The organism is Uliginosibacterium paludis (assembly GCF_039631355.1).
Classification (GTDB): domain Bacteria; phylum Pseudomonadota; class Gammaproteobacteria; order Burkholderiales; family Rhodocyclaceae; genus Uliginosibacterium; species Uliginosibacterium paludis.
In genome coordinates this window covers 566,618-582,321 of sequence record NZ_JBDIVF010000001.1, presented here as the reverse complement: position 1 = coordinate 582,321, position 15,704 = coordinate 566,618, and the positions used below count along the sequence as shown (strand labels likewise).

Here is a 15,704-nt window from a genome sequence, read left to right as displayed (position 1 = left end):
CGATTTGCGGGAGTGCTATTCGTTTTCTGCCCGGGTGACTCGCAGGATTTCTTCCAGTGAGGTGACGCCTGCGCGCACCCGCGCGTAACCGTCCTCACGCAGACTCAGCATGCCGTGCTCTGAGGCATGCGCACGCAGCGCCTGCTCGTTGGCACGGTCATGGATGAGGGTTCGCGTGTTCTCGTCGAAGACCATCAGTTCATAAATCCCGCCGCGGCCGCGATAGCCGGATTGCGCACAGGCCGGGCATCCGCCTGCGCGGTAAAGCGCATGCTCCGGGCCGACTCCGAGCAGGGCCTGCTCCGCGCTGTCGGGCGCATAGGGAATTCTGCATTCGGGGCACAGGCGGCGAACCAGGCGCTGCGCCAGCACGCCGATCGACGACGAGGCCAGCAGGAAAGGCTCCACGCCCATGTCAATCAGCCGGGTCATCGCGCTGGGCGCGTCGTTCGTGTGCAGCGTGGCGAGCACCAGGTGGCCGGTCAGTGAGGCCTGTACCGCGATCTGGGCGGTTTCAAGATCACGGATTTCACCGATCAGGATGACGTCCGGATCCTGCCGCAGGATGGCGCGCAGGGCTCTGGCAAAGCTCATCTCGATGCGCGAGTTGATCTGGGTTTGGCCGATGCCGTCGAGCTCGTACTCGATCGGATCCTCGACTGTCATGATGTTCAGCTCGCGGGCATCCATCTGTGCCAGTGCGGCATACAGCGTGGTGGTCTTGCCGGAGCCGGTCGGGCCGGTCACGAGCATGATGCCGTGCGGTTGCGACAGCAGACCCTGCATGCGGGTCAGCGTGGCAGGCGGCATGCCGAGACTGTCCAGATCCAGCCGGTTGGCGGATTTGTCCAGCAGGCGCAGCACCACGCGCTCGCCGTGAGCCGTCGGCAGCGTGGAAACGCGGACATCCACCGGGCGGCCGGCCAGACGCAGCGTGATGCGACCATCCTGCGGCAGCCGTTTCTCGGCGATATCCAGCCCCGCCATGATCTTGATGCGGGAGACGATGGCGGCGTGCAGACCACGCTGCGGCTCGATTACATCCCGCATGGCGCCATCGATCCGGAAGCGGACCGTGGCACGTGACTCGAAGAGTTCGAAGTGGATGTCGGAGGCCTCTTCGCGCAGTGCTTCGGTGAGCAGCGCGTTGATCAGTCGAATGACGGGGGCATTTTCTTCCGCTTCGAGCAGATCCTGGGTTTCGGGGATTTCTTCCAGCAGGCTGGAAAGGTCCACCGATCCGGCAATGTCTTCCACCATCCGGGATGCGCCACCCGAGCCCTGGTTGAACGCTTCGCCCAGACGCTGCTGGAAGGTGGCGAGCGGCAGCACTTCGAGGTCGAGCCCGGTGCCGGCATGACGCTGCAGTTCGGCCAGCATGGTGAAGTCGCCGCCTTCGCGGAAGCAGACCTTCAGCTTGCCGGCGTCGGTCCGGCCCGCATCGAAAAGCCCGAACTCACGTGCATGCGCGAAGCTGATGAGACGCTCGCTCATGGTGTTTTCGTCGTATCTGTTTGCGGGGCATTCGCACTGCCGGCCGCCGCATCTTTCTGCCGCAGATCGATCGGCGCGGCGGCGGGAGGTGTGTCATCGCGGGCCGGCAACTGGGTCAGCGGGCTGTTCGGCAGAACCCAGCTTTCCGGCGGCGTGTATTCCGCCTGACGGGCGCGCAGGTAGTTGTAGCGTTCGTTGGCCAGGCGCGCGTTGTCGGCACTGTCACGCAGCACGGTCGGGCGCAGGAACACCATCAGGTTGGTCTTGCTGTGTGAGCGCGAGCGATAGCGGAACAGATGGCCGATGAGCGGGATGTCGGAGAGCAGCGGTACCCGATTGTCATTGTTGGACTGGCTGTCTTCGATCAGGCCGCCCAGGACGACGATCTGCCCGTCGTCGACCAGCACCTTGGTCTCGATGGTCCGAACCTTGGTGGCGATTCCGGTGCCGCTGGTGTTGACCGAGCTGTCGATGCTGGACACTTCCTGCGCGACATTCAGCGTGATCGCGCCACCTTCGGAGATCTGCGGCTTGATCTTGAGCTTGATGCCGATGTCCTTGCGCTCCACCGTGGTGAAGGGGTTGGAGTTGCTGCTGGAGAGCTGGGTACCGGTGATGATCGGGATGTTCTGGCCCACGACGATCCGCGCTTCTTCGTTATCCAGCGTCTGCAGATTGGGCGTGGAGAGCACATTGCCGTCGCCGGACTTCTCGATGGCCGAGGCCAGCATGCCGAGCGAGGCAGTGCCCTTGGTGGGGTCTCCGTTGAAGATGCCGATGTTGAAGCCTTCCGGCACGGTGGTCGTGCTGCTGTCAGAGGCCAGCGCCGATGCGATGGTCGCGATGCTGTTGGTCGTGCTGGTCGCCAGCGAGGAAATGACGCCTCCGCCGATCTTCGAATTGGCACCGGCAACCGCCCACTGGAAGCCGAACTCTCCGGCCTTTGAAACATTGACCTCGGCGATCATGGCTTCGACATAAACCTGCGCGCGACGCATGTCGAGCTTGTCGACGATCTCGCGGATGTCGTTGTAGATACGGTCGGGCGCGGTGACGATCAGCGAGTTCGTCATCGAGTCGGCCTGGATCATGACCTGCACGCCGTCGATCTTCACGTTGGTCGCCGTGCTGCCGGTGCTCTGGCTGGCCTGTGGCGAGGAGGACGCCGAGGTGCCGCCCGATGTGCTGCTGTTCGCCGTGTTCATGCTGTTGCCCGACGTCGAGCCGCTGCCGCTGTCCTGCCCGGTAAGGATGCCGCGCAGGGTGGCGGCAAGCCGGGTGGCTTCCGCGTTGCGCAGGTAGATCACATGCATGTTGCTCGACGAGGCTCCCGGGCTGTCGAGCATCTCGACGATCTGCTTGACCTGGGCCGCATGGGCGGCGGTCGGGCTGCGCACGATGATCTGGCTGGAGCGCGGATCCGTGACCAGCAGGACGCGCCTGACACCGTCCGGCACCGGGGTGGGGGACGCCGTGCCCTGCAGCACGACCTCCGGCATCAGCCGGGCGATGGTCTGGGCGACGTCCAGTACCGAAGCATTCTTGACCGGTACGGCGAACACGTCGGTGCTCGAAGGCTGGTCAATATGCTCGAGCATGCGGTTGATGCGAGAGAGGTTCTCGGCGTAATCGCTGATGACCAGCACATTGCCGGCCTGGTAGGCCGCGATCACGCTGTTGTTGCCCAGCATCGGGCGAAGCACCTGGGCCAGTTGCGTGGCGGACTCGAAACGCAAGGGATAGACCTGGGTGACGAAGCGGTCTCCCGAGGGGATCTTGCCCGGCGTCACGAGCGGACTCGCATGCTGCTTGGCGTCGCCTTCGGCCAGCACCTTGACGACGGTACCGGTGTCGATCAGCGTGATGCCCTGCTGGCGCAGCGCGCTCTGCACGATGGGCAGGATCAGGTTCCGGTCTACCGGCTGGTTCGACACGATGTTCACCGTGCCCTTGAGCTTCGGATCGATCACGAAACTCTTGCCGGTGATGATGGTGACGGCTTTCAGCGTGGCTTCAAGATCGGAATTGACGAAGTTCAGCGTGACGCGATCATCCGCCGCATGAGCGGAGGTCAGCGCGAAGCAGAGCAGCGTCGCAGCCGCGAGAGTCTTGATTTTCATGGCGTGATCTTGAAATTGATTTGTACGGGTTTGCCATCGCGGAGAATCTGCAGATTCACGTCCTGCGCCTGGCTGAAGTAGTGGTACACCAGCGAGACGTCTGCCAGCTGCTTGATCTCGCGGTTATTGACCTGGCGGATGATGTCGCCGTCCTTGAGGTCCAGCACCCTGGCCAGCGGTTGTTCGGCTGCCGACGTGATCTGGATGCCTCCGCTCGGGAAGTTCGAGAGGCCCTTGTCCCAGTCGCCGAGGTTGCCCGTCTGCGCGATGCTGGTCAGGCGCCCGCGCGAGACGCTGGCGTTTTCCTGGGAGACGGGCGCGGCGTCCGCCTGCCTGTTTTCCGGGGGCGCGGCGCGCGGCGCTTCGGCTGGCATCATGCCGGCAATCAGTGCGGCGGCCGATGCGTGGGCGGGGAAGGGGAGTTCGACGCGGGCGCCGCCCTGATCAAAAACCGCACGATCGCGCTGGACCTCCAGCAGTCGCAGGCCCGGCCGGGCGTCCTTGCCGACCTGAACGGCGACGGGCTGTGCTTCGATGCCGCTGATGAGCGCGACACCGCGTTCCCCTGCGATGACGGCGATCAGCTCAAGCCCCGAAAGCGGCGCAACCGCAGGCTTGCCGGCTTCGGGGGCGGCAAACCAGCGCGCGAGTACGCGCCGTGATCCGCCCGAATCCTCGGCTACCGGAGCGGTCAGTGCCAGCGCCGGTTCGCTCGCGCGCCAGCCGAGCAGGCTGCCGAGCAGATGTGCCGTGCTCCAGCCGAGCGTCACCAGGGCCGCTGCGGTCAGGCAGCGCGTCATGAAACGTGCGTCCGGACGCAGGCCGATGGCAGGGAGTTTCCGGGGGATTGAGCTTCTGAATTTCACGGTGAAAATTTAGCGTGTTCCGGGTAGCAAGTGTTCGAATTTCAGGGATTTCGGCTCAGGATGACGACAGTTTGCTGCGCCGCGCCCACACCACGCGGGGCATGTTCGAACCGTCGCGCTGGAGCAGGGCCTGGTAGCCGGTATGCATCTCGTTGAACCAGGCATCGATGTCGACCAGGAAGAAGCGGGTCTGCACATCGACCGCTTCTTTCGAGGCCGCGCCCTTCACCGATTCGGGCAGGAGTTTCGTGAAATCCTCCGGCGTCTTGAAGGGATTGCCGTTTCTTTGCGCGACGGCTTCAGCGGCCGTGCTGGCGCTGAGGCCGGCGATGGCCGCCTGCAGTACCTCTGCCGTGGCGAAATTCACATTGACGGGCGTTCGTGCCGGCAGGACGACCAGGTTGCGCTCGAGCGCCGGCAGGGTGTCGGCCTGCAGACCGGCGAGACGCACGAGCTCGCTCAGTTCCGGCGTGCTGTAGGGCTCGCGCTTGCGCAGATTCTGGTAGGCGGTCATGAGCCCGGCAAGATCGGATGTGGAGAGGCTGAACGCGCGGGCAACGCGGACGAGATTCGCGTCATCGATGCGAATGGTCGCGTTGGCCGGGGGCAACAGATTGGTGAGGTTGTACCGGCCCTGCAGTTCGGTGATGCGCCCGGCAACCTTGCCTTGCTCGACGGCGATCGGCGGGATCGGAATGGTCCAGGGCTCGAGCAGGTGGTCGTAACGGTTGCGGCGTGCATCGTCGCGCAGCGTGAGACGGGTCATGTCGATCGCCGCGATTGCCACGTCGATCGCCATCGTGAAGTTGTTGCGGTTCTCGATCTGGCGCATCCAGAGCTGCTGTCGCGCGGTAAAGAGCAGCGCGAGGGCGGTGACGATGGCGACCACCAGCAGCGAGATGATCAGTGCGACGCCACGCTGGCGAAAAAGGGATTGTGTGCGCGTGTTCACGGGATGTAATAGACCCGTTCGAAATCGCCGCGGCCATCCAGCGTCAGCCGCAGGCGCATGCCGTGAGGGCGCGTCATGTCTTCGGCTTCTTCGACCGGCCAGTGGCGATAGGGCTTGTTGCTCTCGTCGAAGAAGGTCATCTCGCAGCGACTCACGCCTTCGAGCAAGAGGTAGCTGGGCGGGGTGAGTCCGGGTTGTGACGCGCTGGCGCTGAATGCCACGGGAGGCAGTTCGAGGCTCAGGCGTCCGTCGGCCACGCGGTAGCGCGTGTGCAGCGTTTCGTTGTCATTGCCAAAGCGCAGCACATCGAGCTGGCAGCTTGCGCCATCCTCGCTGCCGGTCGCCTGGATCGGGGAGCGGACCCGGTTGTTGCTGTCGGTCCAGCTGCGCGGCGCGACCTGGGTCAGATCCATGTTGATGCGCTCGAACACGAGTTCGAGCTCGCGCCACTTGCGCATTTCCGTGTCGAGCCTTGCCTTCGCAGTGGTCATCAGATCGAGACCTTTCCAGGCGAGCAGCGTCACGACGGCAAATACGCCGAGCGCCACGAGCACTTCGAGCAGCGTGAAACCTGCGGCGCGCCGGCCCGGCATCATTTGACCTTCGCCACGTAACTGACCTGTCTGGCCACGAGTTCATCGGGCGTGTCGGCAGGATAGACCTTGATCTCCATGCGACGGAAACTCAGGTTGGGCGTCGGGCCGACTTCGCGCACCCAGTTGAACTCGAAGGCCCCCATCTTCGATTTACCCTCGACAGCGCCCATTTCCGGGAAGTCGCGCATGGCCAGCACTTCGTTGACCACATTGCTCGCTACCCAGCCTCCGAGCGTGCGCTGCTGCAGGTCGTGGGCGCGTTGCGCACCGAAGGCGCTGGCGCGCACCGCGGCACCAAGTGCGAGGCTGATCACGGCCAGCGCGATCAGCGTTTCAAGCAGCGTGAAGCCTGTGGTGTTACGGCGCATCGGCATTCACGTCCCGGATGCTGACGCGACCGAGCGCGTCACCTTCCACCGCCACCTGGCTCTTGCCGCCTTCGAGCAGCAGCATGAAGGGCTCGACCATGCCGTCGGCATTGAATACCAGGCGGTCACCGAGAGGCCGGTCCTTGCCATTGACGATCTGGCGCGCAATCCGCACCTGACCCTGCAGCGTGCGAGGCGAGAGCTCGCTGCCTGCCGGCGCCGCGATCCACTGCTTGCGGGCGGTGTCGCCCTGCCAGAACTTGTAGCCCTGCCCGTCGCTCGAAAAGGCCACCGGCTGGCCGGCATAGACCGCTTCGTCACGCGCAGCCTCAAGCCGGATGCTGAGCTCTTCGGCGAACTTGCGCGTGGCGCGCTCGCCCTTGTCATCGAGTTTCACTACGGCCAGCCCGGCCACAATCAGGAGCAGGGCCATGACCACCAGAATCTCGATCAACGTAAAGCCGTGTGCCGACCGGCATGCGGCGCCATGCGGCGTGCATGAGGCAGGATCGGCGACAAGGCGGACGCATCCGGTCACGGAGGCTTACTGCATCCAGTTGCCGAGATCGGCGTCGAAGTTCTCTCCGCCGGACTGGCCATCCGCGCCGTAGCTCATCACGTCGATTTCGCCGTGAAGCCCCGGGTTCAGATAGAGGTAATCATTGCCCCAGGGGTCCTTGGGCATGCGCTCGAGATAGCTTTTTGCGCCCTGACCGCCGACGAGAGCCTGCAGGCCCTTGTCCTGCTCCGGATAGCGGCCATTGTCGAGCTTGTAGAGCTTCAGCGCGGCGACCAGCGAATTGATGTCCTGCTTGGCGGCGACGACCTTGGCCTCGCTCGGGCGATCCATGATCTTCGGCACGATCAGCGCGCCGAGGATGGCGAGGATGGAGACCACCACCAGGATTTCGATGAGGGTGAAGCCCTTGTTGATCCGTTTCTTCATTGCTTGCTCCTACTTGATCAGCTGATTCATTTCGAATACCGGCAACAGGATCGCCAGTACGATGAACAAGACCACTGCACCCATGACCAGCACCACGGCCGGGCCCAGCAGCTGGGAAAAGGTTTCGACCTTGCGCGAGAGCCCGGCGGACTGCTCGGCCGCAGCGCGCTCGAGCATGGTGTCGAGCCGGCCGGTGGCCTCACCGCTGGCGACCAGATGAACCAGGATGGGCGGGAAGGCCTTGGCGGCCGACAGCGCGCGGGCAAGTGACATGCCCTCGCGAACCTGTCTCGCCGCCTGTTCCGCTGCGGCCTTGAGCGGCAGGTTGCTCATCACGCCGCTGGCTGCGGACATGGCGGTCAGCACCGGTACGCCGCTACCCGCCAGGATGGCCAGGGTGCTCGCGAAGCGCACGGTTTCCGCCGCGCGCTCGAGCTTGCCGAACCAGGGCACGGTGAGGCGACGCGCATGAACCCTGAAGCGGAAATCCTCCTTTTTCATTGCCCGCCAGAACAGCAGGGCGGCAACGAGCAGCAAAAGCAGGAGCCAGCCGCCCCAGTTGCCCATGAAATGGCTCACCGCCAGCAGGATGCGGGTCGGCAGCGGCAGAACCTGCTTTGCCCCCTGGAACACCTGCACCATCTGCGGCACCACCCAGGTCAGCATGCCGACGATGACCGAAATCGAGACGAAGATCACGATGCCGGGATAGATGAAGGCCATGGCCAGACCGGACTTCAGTTCCTCGCGCCGCTCCAGGTAATCCGCCAGGCGTGTGAGCACGCCGGGCAGCTTGCCTGACTCTTCACCTGCGCGCACCAGCGCGCGGTAGAAGGGCGGGAACACGCGCTCGAAATGCCCCAGTGAAACCGACAGTGACTGGCCGGAGGCAATGTCCTGCCGGATCAGCGCGAGCAGCGCCTGTTCGCGTTTGTTTTCCGACTGCTCGCCCAGCACGTTGAGTGCTTCATCGATGGCGAGCCCGGCGTCCAGCAGGCCGGCGAGCTGCCGGGTCAGCGTGGCGAGCTGCATGCCGCCCAGACGCAGGCGGCGGCCGCTGCCTTCGCGCTCTTCCGTCAGCTCCAGTACGGCCAGGCCTTGTTCGCGCAACTGGGCACGCGCCTGGCGAGAGGAGTCGGCCTCGACGCGGCCGCGCAGCACGCGCTTCTGGTCGGCGGCTAATGCCTTGTAGTTGAAGCCGGCCATGTCAGCGCGGGAACTCCAGCAGATAGGTGTCACCGTCGCGGGGCAGCGTGGCCAGCACCGGCGACAGGCCCGGCAGGTCGGCCTCTGGTTTCAGCCGCAGGCTGGCCTTGCCCTTTCTGGCTTTCGGGTCAAAAGCGCCCGTGCCTTGGATCAGCAGTGGGCCGTTGAGGGTGCTCATCTCCATCGATGCATTGCCCTGCGCGTCCGTGGATGCCACATAGCGGTAACTGCCCAGAGCGGTCAGCTCGCCAGCCATGGCAGAGCCGACGCGCTGCAGGCTGCCAGTGATCTGGATGGGCTCGTGATTCGCGAGGCGGGCGCTCTCCAGCAGGATGTCGCCGCGCAGACGGATGGCGGTGACCATCGGGTCAAACAGCGTCAGCGGCTCGATCGGCAGTGTCACGCGCAGATTTTCAAGTGCAGCGCCCTGCAGGCCCAGCACCGCCCGCAGGTGGCCTGGTTGTCCGGCATGTTCGCTGTCGAGCTGCCAGGCGATCCGACCCTTGAAAAGCGACAGCGGTTCGAATTTCCAGGCCAGTTTTTCCTGCACGACCAGACCGTTGAGCCCCAGTGCCGTGGCCTTGCCGTGCCAGATGCTGCCTTCAACGCCCGCCAGTGCGAGCGGCCCCGGAAGCACACGGGCAACGAGGGTGGCGGGGAAGTTGCAGAGCAGGAATACCAGCGCAGCCAGGGCTGCAAGGAGCGTCCAGCGGGTGGTGCGACTCATCGACGGCGCTCCAGAATGGCGGTGAACTCGGCGTTGGCGGCATCGGTGGCGCGCAACTGCAGGCTGGCGACACGCGAACCGGAGGCCAGTCGCAGTGCATTGAGCTGACGGAGCGCGGTTTCTCCGTTGCCGGGCGGCAGGCGCATTTCCACGCGATCAGGCGCCAGACCACGCAGTTCGGCCTTGATGTCCTGCTCGGCCAGCAGGCGGAACAGTTCGCTGCGCAGGTCTTCACGTGCTCGTGGCACGGGCGGGCGGTTCTCGCGGGTGCCGGCCGCGATCTCATAACTGTTGAGGGTGAGTTCGGGCAGGCGCTTGCGCAGGGCTTCGATGCGGGTGTTGATGGCCTGGAGGCTGCCGATGTAAATCGCAAGCAGCAGGACGGCTCCGCCACAGGCCAGGATCACTTGCTCGCGCGGGTTGCGGGCCTGCCAGTAACGGAGCATCTGTTCGCGGGTCTGGATCAGCCGGGCGTTCATGGGCGGCCTCCCGGTTTCTGGCGGATGGTGATCTGGGCAAGGCCGGTGTCGGTCGAGCCGGTTTCGAAGACGATGCCCTTCTGCTGCAGCACGGGTTTGAGCGCGCCGGCGTCTGCTGCAGTGAGGGTCAGCTTCAGTTGCATGTCATTGACTTCCACACGCTGCGGATGCAGCACGATGCCTGCCTGTACCGCGAAATCCGCCAAGGCATCCAGTGCGTCCATGCCGGGGCCGCCAGCAGGCTTGCCCTGGCTCTGACGCCATTGCAGGATCGGATCCACGATCGGTACGCCCGGCCTTGCGGCTGCGAAGTTCTGACGGATCGACTGGCGCAGCGCGGCTTCCTGACCGGAGAGCTGGCGCAGCGTTGCAAACTGGGCGAGCAGATAAACCAGTGCGGCGGCGATCAGGAGCAGGGCTGCAGGCTTCAGCAGTTGCGGCGAAAAACCTGCGGCGGCACGTTTGAGCCGTGGCATGCCGGTCAGCAGATTGACCCGGCGGGTGTCAGCGCTGGCGGCGAGCAGGTCCGGCTGGTCGTGCGCGGCCGTGCCGATCAGGGCAAGCGCAAGGTCGCGGGTAGGCAACAGGCCGAACGCTCCCGCCTCGCTGAGAAAGATCCAGCCTGACGGGCTCTCGGCGATCTCGCCTGCGTCGAGGAGGCATTGCTCCGGCGTCAGCCGGGTGGCGACACAGCCCGCCGCAGTAATGGCCTCAAGCAGACTGGCGACCCAGGCGCGTTCGGCGACCCAGACCGTCAGCCATTTGTCCTGACGGGTGCCGCTCACGATGATGCAGCGATCCAGATCGCCCAGCACCCGGTCTTCAAGCGCCTGGCGAACCAGCGCGGCTTCAAAGCGCGCGCCGGAAGCTGGAATTTCCAGCCGGTGTGGGGTCACGCGCCCCGCCGGAATCAGGATTTCGACGGCTTCGGCTGCCGGCAGGCTGTCGAGTGCGCTGCGGCCACGCGTCACAACAGCGCCTGCTGCATTCAGCGCGACCCATTCGGCAGGGATTTCAGCGGGCGACTCCGGCTGGACGCGGACCCGCAGCAGGGCGAAGGGTGGGCTCATCGACGCGAAGTTTTTCTGGAAAGGGTTAACTATAAGGGATCGGTCGGGTGGCAAAAGGAGATTTGCCGCATGGAACACGGCCCTGCAACACACTGTGTTGCAGGGCCGCGAGTCAGAGAGCTTTCAGGCTCCGATTAGAACTTGCCTGCGCCTGCACCGTTTGCTACAGAGGTGGCCAGGCTTGCCGTGCTGTCAGGTGTGTAGTTGTAGTAGCTGGACGGCGTGGCGGTCGGCGTGCCACTGATGAGGCCCGAGGCAAACCAGGGCGTGCTGGTCCAGGTTACTCCGCCAGCCGTGACGCCTGACAGGTCGATGGCGCTGCCGTTCAGCACATTACCGGTCCCGTACGCGTACGCAGAGCAATAGGTGCTCGCATAGGTGCCGGAAGGCGTGTAGGTGCTGGTCGTTTTGTTCATCGTGTCCCTGCAGGTGTCTGCCTTGGTCGAATCCGACGAACCGCTGTAAACGGTGCTTTCGGAGGCTGTCCCGCCACTGATCGCAAACACGTTGTTCTCCATGTACAGCTTGCCGCCCTGACCGGCGACCATGCCGGCCGTCCAGGTGTAGGTGGCACTGCTGTCCAGCTTACCCTCGTAGTAGTTGTTGTAGACATGGACCATGCCGTAACGCACGCGCGGCTGACGCTGTTCGATGTTCTTCCAGTAGTTGTGGTGGAAGGTAATCTTCAGTGCGTTCGGGTTTTCTGCCGAACTGGCGGTAGTGGTATTGACTGTGTCGGTGCCGCCGATCAGGTTGGTCTTGTCGTGATCATGGAAGTGGTTCCACGACACGGTCACATAGTTTGCATTCTTCGTGATGTCCAGCAGGCCATCATGGTGCTGCACCTTCATTGCTTTTTCGTTGTAGGGCGCAGCAAAGACGGGCGGATAGAGATCGTCGGTGTTGCTGCCGTCCGAGAAGGTGTTGTGGTCAATCCAGACGTGGGTGGCGTACATCACCGAAACATTGTCATACGCCGAGTTCCAGCGGCCGCCGGAGTCTGTCGGATCCCATTGAGGGAACATGTCGAAAGCATTTTCGAAGCTGATGTTGCGAACGACCACGTTGTCGACCGGGGCACTCGACGACGCTCCGATGACCAGCGAGCCATTGATGATCTTCGCGGAAGCGCCCTTGCCGATCAGCGACGTATTGGACGGAATCGAAATGTAGACGACCTTCTTCTGGTTGGCCGCTGCGCAGGCACGCGCTACTTCGAGTGGATCACCACTCTTGTCCACCGGGTTGGTTTTCCATGCGCCATTCGGGTCGTATTGCGTCTTGTAGGCATCGAAGCTGTAGAGCGCCGTGACTGAGGTGACCGAACTGCTGTAGGCGTAGCTGGTGCCGACAGCGCAGATGTAGTCGCTTTCTGTGAGCGAGGTGCCGGCTTTGTTCGTGTTCAGGTCGATGGTGCCCGAGATGTAGATGATCTTCGCGCTTGAGTCGAGTGTTCCGCTGGCGATCGTGCCATTGGCATTGATCGTTGCGCTGTTGCCATAGAGCGCCTGGATCAGTTCCGTACGGCTGGTGACCGTATAGGTTTTGGCTGAGGTGGCTGCATTGCCGCCGGTAGTGGCTGATGAGGTGCTCGAGTTGCTGTACCAGGCCGCGTTGACCGCGGCCCAGCCGGTCACGCCCAGCGAGTCCGGCGTTCCCGCGCTGCTGGTCGAAGACGATGCGGCGCTCGAACTGCTGCTCGATTTGCTCGAACTGCTCGCAGCCGAGGATGTGCTGCTTGCACTGCTGGCGGAGGAGCCGCTGCCTGTGCTGGTCGTACTGCTGTCTGAACTGCCGCCGCCCCCGCCGCCGCATGCGGTCAAGAGCCCTGCCGTCAGCAGAAGGCTGACCATCCCCATTTTCTTTGTTGCCACCATTGGTGCTGCTCCTTCGGTTTGATGCATGTGTGTTGTCTTCCGGCGACGGGCCGGAGCTCGAAGTCTTTCGCATGAGCCTGACAATTTAGGACCAAAGGGCAGGAGCTGTGCAACCGGTAACATGATTGCTCAGCGGCTTCTGTGCTGAACTTGTGTTTTTTTCGCACACAGGCGCCCGCCGCTGGGCGAGGCGCATGAAAACCTGATTAGGAAGCAAATTCAGCCGGCATGGCGGTACGGATGGTGAGCTTTCGGCGAGGACGCTGGGATGCGCAGGAAGTCAGCAAAGAGGGCATCAGTGCAGCCAAGTCGAAGCGACGGTTGAACCGGTACTGGAATTCGGCCATGTAGCGCATGGCGTGGCTTTGTTGCACAAATCAGCGCGAGGCCATAACTCACCTGACCTCGACGGATTTATGCCGCGCGCACGGTTTGAGGCGTGCCAAGCTGGGTGAAACGGTTGAGCAGCGCTGCGCGAATTTTCAGCTCAGCGACCTGCCGATCAAAGTCGCGAGCCATCACGCGCTCGCCGAGCAGCTTGAAACAGCGCATCTTGGTTTCGACCAGGCTGCGTCGGTGGTAACCACTCCACTTCTTCCAGATTGCCCGGCCCAAACGGTAGGTGGTCCGGAGAATTTCGTTCCGGGCTCGCGCATCCCCACTTCCTTCCACGGTTTCGCGTTCTTGCGCACGGGAATCAGCGCGCTCGCCACCCCGACTGGCAATGGCGGCGTGACACGCCTTCGTGTCATAGGCGCCGTCGGCGCCGACGCTTTCTATTGGTTCGTCCGGAGGGATTTGTTCGAGCAGGGCTGGCAGCATGGGCGCATCGCCCACGCTGTTGGCCGTCACCTCGATAGCGCGCACTTCCAAGGTCTGTGCGTCGATACCCAGATGCACCTTGCGCCATTGCCGGCGGTAGTCCGCTCCGTGCTTCTTCCGCTTCCACTCGCCTTCGCCCAGCATCTTGATGCCGGTGCTGTCGACCAGCAGATGCAGTGCCTCACCACGGCGCTGATGCGTCAGCGTCGCTTGAAGATGCTTGTGGCGCCGGCTTAAGGTACTGCAATCCGGCATGTCCCAGTCCAGACCGGCTAGCTTCAGCAGGCTCCTGACCATGCCGGTGGTCTGACGAAGCGCGAGCCCGTACAGGTTCTTGATCATCAGACAGAACTGGACGGCCGCATCAGAGAATGAAGGTGAGCACCCTCGCTTGCCACTGGGGGCGCCGGCCCATTCCATGTCCTTGTCGCTCCACAGCAGCAACGCGCCGCGCTCGCGCAAGGATTCGTTATAGGCAGACCAGTTGGTGGTGCGGTACTTCGGCTTCGGCGGCTTGCTCATCCTGCAAGTCTATCGGCTACACGCTGCATGGCCGGGGATCTGTGCAACAAAGCCCACTCTTGTCATAAAGTTGCCGAAGCTGCGGATCGGTGTCATTGCTGCGGTGCCAGCAGGTGATGTCCCAGCGCTGGGCCAGCCTCTGGGCCACGATGAACGATTCAGCTTCGGTATCGAATGACAACAGCTCGTTCAAACGGGGTGGGCCAATGAGACCTGTCCTTTTGCCGATCTCGGTCAGCTCACTTAGGCATATCTCATATGAGTTACCTTGCTCGAACGTATGCACGTAGCAAACCAGTGCCAGGCGGTTGAGCGGGAGGTAGGTCATCTGGACCGGCTTTCGGCTTTCAGGTTCCGTCCGTCGTGAACACCACAGGCGGCGTTCGAAGTCGATCCACTCATGCAATTCCCAAGGCTGGCCATCATTGCTGGCTCGCGCTTTCACATAGGTTTGCACGGCGACATGCAACAGCGATAGAAGTAGACCAGTCCACGCGAACGTCGGTGGCAATCCGATTTTGCAAAGAACACCACACACTAGCGCCACAGGCCAAAACGCCAAAAGGACATAGGCCTTGGCAATAGCCCGCGCTGACTGGCACCCCTCCTGGCAGCTCTGAGCCCGATGCCACAGAAGTAGGCGCGGCGGCAGTGGTTCGGTCAAAAACCCATCACCGTGCTGCCAAGGTTCAAGGTCAGTGGGAAGCTCGGTGTCCTTTTTCGTGAGAGTTGACAAATCGACGTCTATGGTAGGAGCCTTGTTCATACTCGTTGGGGCGCCAAGAACAAAAGGCGCCTTGCTGGTTAGCTACGACGTTTCCTCTGTGGTGTACGAGCCATTCGGCGTAGGTGTCGCGCTCCACGTCAATTTTACCCCTTGGCCCCGCTTACGCGCTCTTGACCCACGGTGCCAGTGAAGAGCGCCGGTGCTCGAAATGTATTCAGAGACGCTTGTCAATCGAAAGGGCGAGACATGAGGGCGCCTAACGAATGAAAGGGACTTCCCCGTCCCGAGGCTGCGGCGGAGGCCGCATGATGGAGTTTCCACGCTTCATCAACACAGCATCGAAAGGGGAAGTCCATGAGCATTATTGTCGTCGGGGGCGATCTCGCCAAGAACGTGTTCGCCGTGCATGGCGTCAATGAGACAGGCCGGCCGGAACTGGTCAAACCTCGTTTGTCACGCGATCAGTTGCTGCCACTGATTGCCAGTCTTCCGCCCTGCCTTATCGGCATGGAAGCCTGCTCGGGCGCGCACCACTGGGCGCATCAGTTCCAGACGCTGAACACTTTGCCTTCGTCGGACCCATCCTCACCGCGCAGCGACTTCAGGGTTGCCACGTAGGTCAGCCACGAATCCTATCTTTTCGGCATAAGCGTTGCGCACAGTCGCGTACAACTGGCTCAGTTGTTTGTAGGTGGCGATCTGGTCACGCAGAGCCGGATCTGGCGAGAGGATCTCCTTGCCGGCAAACCGGAACTTGAGACGCCAGTATTTGCCGCCGTTCGGCTGGATTTCCAGATACAAGCCGGCACTATCGGCCAGACGATAAGGCTTGTCTTTCGGCATGGATTTCTTGGCTTGCAGGTCGGTGAGCGGCACGGCATTCCTCCTTTTGGGGGCATCGACTCTGCGGAGGGGCTTGGTGCCCCCGTTTG

17 protein-coding genes and 1 pseudogene are annotated in these 15,704 nt (G+C 63.0%); 2 read left to right on the top strand and 16 right to left on the bottom strand.

Annotated features, from left to right (window positions below; translation table 11 throughout):
• Positions 1–15 precede the first annotated feature (15 nt).
• The 13 genes from gspE to ABDB87_RS02760 form a co-directional block, all read right to left on the bottom strand.
• Positions 16–1,494: a type II secretion system ATPase GspE gene (gspE, locus tag ABDB87_RS02820; protein ID WP_345923913.1), complete on the bottom strand. Its 1,479-nt coding sequence runs from the start codon at positions 1,492–1,494 to the stop codon at positions 16–18.
• Positions 1,491–3,614: a type II secretion system secretin GspD gene (gspD, locus tag ABDB87_RS02815; protein ID WP_345923911.1), complete on the bottom strand. Its 2,124-nt coding sequence runs from the start codon at positions 3,612–3,614 to the stop codon at positions 1,491–1,493. Before gspD ends, gspE begins: the two co-directional genes overlap by 4 nt.
• Entirely contained in the window at positions 3,611–4,414 is an 804-nt protein-coding gene (locus tag ABDB87_RS02810) for a PDZ domain-containing protein (RefSeq protein ID WP_345923909.1), read from the bottom strand. Before ABDB87_RS02810 ends, gspD begins: the two co-directional genes overlap by 4 nt.
• 121 nt (positions 4,415–4,535) lie before the next feature.
• Positions 4,536–5,432, bottom strand: coding sequence for a type II secretion system minor pseudopilin GspK (gene gspK, locus ABDB87_RS02805; protein ID WP_345923907.1), 897 nt, complete (start codon positions 5,430–5,432; stop codon positions 4,536–4,538).
• Positions 5,429–6,028: a type II secretion system protein GspJ gene (locus tag ABDB87_RS02800; protein WP_345923905.1), complete on the bottom strand. Its 600-nt coding sequence runs from the start codon at positions 6,026–6,028 to the stop codon at positions 5,429–5,431. The genes gspK and ABDB87_RS02800 overlap by 4 nt, the downstream gene beginning before the upstream one ends.
• Entirely contained in the window at positions 6,025–6,402 is a 378-nt protein-coding gene (gene gspI / locus ABDB87_RS02795) for a type II secretion system minor pseudopilin GspI (RefSeq protein ID WP_345923903.1), read from the bottom strand. Before gspI ends, ABDB87_RS02800 begins: the two co-directional genes overlap by 4 nt.
• Positions 6,386–6,934: a GspH/FimT family pseudopilin gene (locus tag ABDB87_RS02790; RefSeq protein WP_345923900.1), complete on the bottom strand. Its 549-nt coding sequence runs from the start codon at positions 6,932–6,934 to the stop codon at positions 6,386–6,388. The genes gspI and ABDB87_RS02790 overlap by 17 nt, the downstream gene beginning before the upstream one ends.
• A gap of 6 nt (positions 6,935–6,940) precedes the next feature.
• Positions 6,941–7,342 carry a type II secretion system major pseudopilin GspG gene (gspG, locus tag ABDB87_RS02785; protein ID WP_345923898.1) on the bottom strand — a complete coding sequence of 134 codons (402 nt, stop codon included), beginning with the start codon at positions 7,340–7,342 and terminating at the stop codon, positions 6,941–6,943.
• Positions 7,343–7,351: 9 nt separating this feature from the next.
• Positions 7,352–8,548 carry a type II secretion system inner membrane protein GspF gene (gene gspF, locus ABDB87_RS02780; protein WP_345923896.1) on the bottom strand — a complete coding sequence of 399 codons (1,197 nt, stop codon included), beginning with the start codon at positions 8,546–8,548 and terminating at the stop codon, positions 7,352–7,354.
• A gap of 1 nt (position 8,549) precedes the next feature.
• Positions 8,550–9,275 carry a type II secretion system protein N gene (gspN, locus tag ABDB87_RS02775; RefSeq protein WP_345923894.1) on the bottom strand — a complete coding sequence of 242 codons (726 nt, stop codon included), beginning with the start codon at positions 9,273–9,275 and terminating at the stop codon, positions 8,550–8,552.
• Positions 9,272–9,754 (bottom strand): type II secretion system protein GspM, encoded by a 483-nt coding sequence (gene gspM / locus ABDB87_RS02770; protein ID WP_345923892.1) that lies wholly within the window; start codon positions 9,752–9,754, stop codon positions 9,272–9,274. The genes gspN and gspM overlap by 4 nt, the downstream gene beginning before the upstream one ends.
• Positions 9,751–10,824, bottom strand: a complete 1,074-nt coding sequence (gene gspL / locus ABDB87_RS02765) for a type II secretion system protein GspL (RefSeq protein WP_345923890.1) — start codon at positions 10,822–10,824, stop codon at positions 9,751–9,753. The genes gspM and gspL overlap by 4 nt, the downstream gene beginning before the upstream one ends.
• A gap of 134 nt (positions 10,825–10,958) precedes the next feature.
• Positions 10,959–12,461, bottom strand: a complete 1,503-nt coding sequence (locus tag ABDB87_RS02760; protein WP_345923889.1) for a pectate lyase family protein — start codon at positions 12,459–12,461, stop codon at positions 10,959–10,961.
• Between ABDB87_RS02760 and ABDB87_RS02755 the strand changes: the two genes are divergently transcribed.
• The gene (locus ABDB87_RS02755) at positions 12,439–12,723 is read left to right on the top strand and encodes a hypothetical protein (protein WP_345923887.1); all 285 of its coding nucleotides are present in this window, start codon (positions 12,439–12,441) and stop codon (positions 12,721–12,723) included. The two genes, ABDB87_RS02760 and ABDB87_RS02755, sit on opposite strands and share 23 nt — an antisense overlap.
• Positions 12,724–13,115: 392 nt before the next feature.
• Here the strand turns inward: ABDB87_RS02755 and ABDB87_RS02745 are convergent, their stop codons facing one another.
• Both ABDB87_RS02745 and ABDB87_RS02740 read right to left on the bottom strand, forming a co-directional pair.
• On the bottom strand, positions 13,116–14,045 hold the full coding sequence (locus ABDB87_RS02745; protein ID WP_345923885.1) for an IS5 family transposase: 930 nt from the start codon (positions 14,043–14,045) through the stop codon (positions 13,116–13,118).
• Between the two features lie 16 nt (positions 14,046–14,061).
• Positions 14,062–14,811 (bottom strand): hypothetical protein, encoded by a 750-nt coding sequence (locus tag ABDB87_RS02740; protein WP_345923883.1) that lies wholly within the window; start codon positions 14,809–14,811, stop codon positions 14,062–14,064.
• A 315-nt stretch (positions 14,812–15,126) separates the two neighbouring features.
• On the opposite strand from ABDB87_RS02740, the pseudogene ABDB87_RS02735 reads away from it, so the two are divergent.
• A pseudogene (locus tag ABDB87_RS02735) lies at positions 15,127–15,324 on the top strand (IS110 family transposase); the annotation flags it as partial.
• A gap of 33 nt (positions 15,325–15,357) precedes the next feature.
• Here ABDB87_RS02735 and ABDB87_RS02730 read toward each other — a convergent pair.
• Entirely contained in the window at positions 15,358–15,648 is a 291-nt protein-coding gene (locus ABDB87_RS02730) for an Arm DNA-binding domain-containing protein (protein WP_345923881.1), read from the bottom strand.
• Between the last annotated feature and the right edge of the window lie 56 nt (positions 15,649–15,704).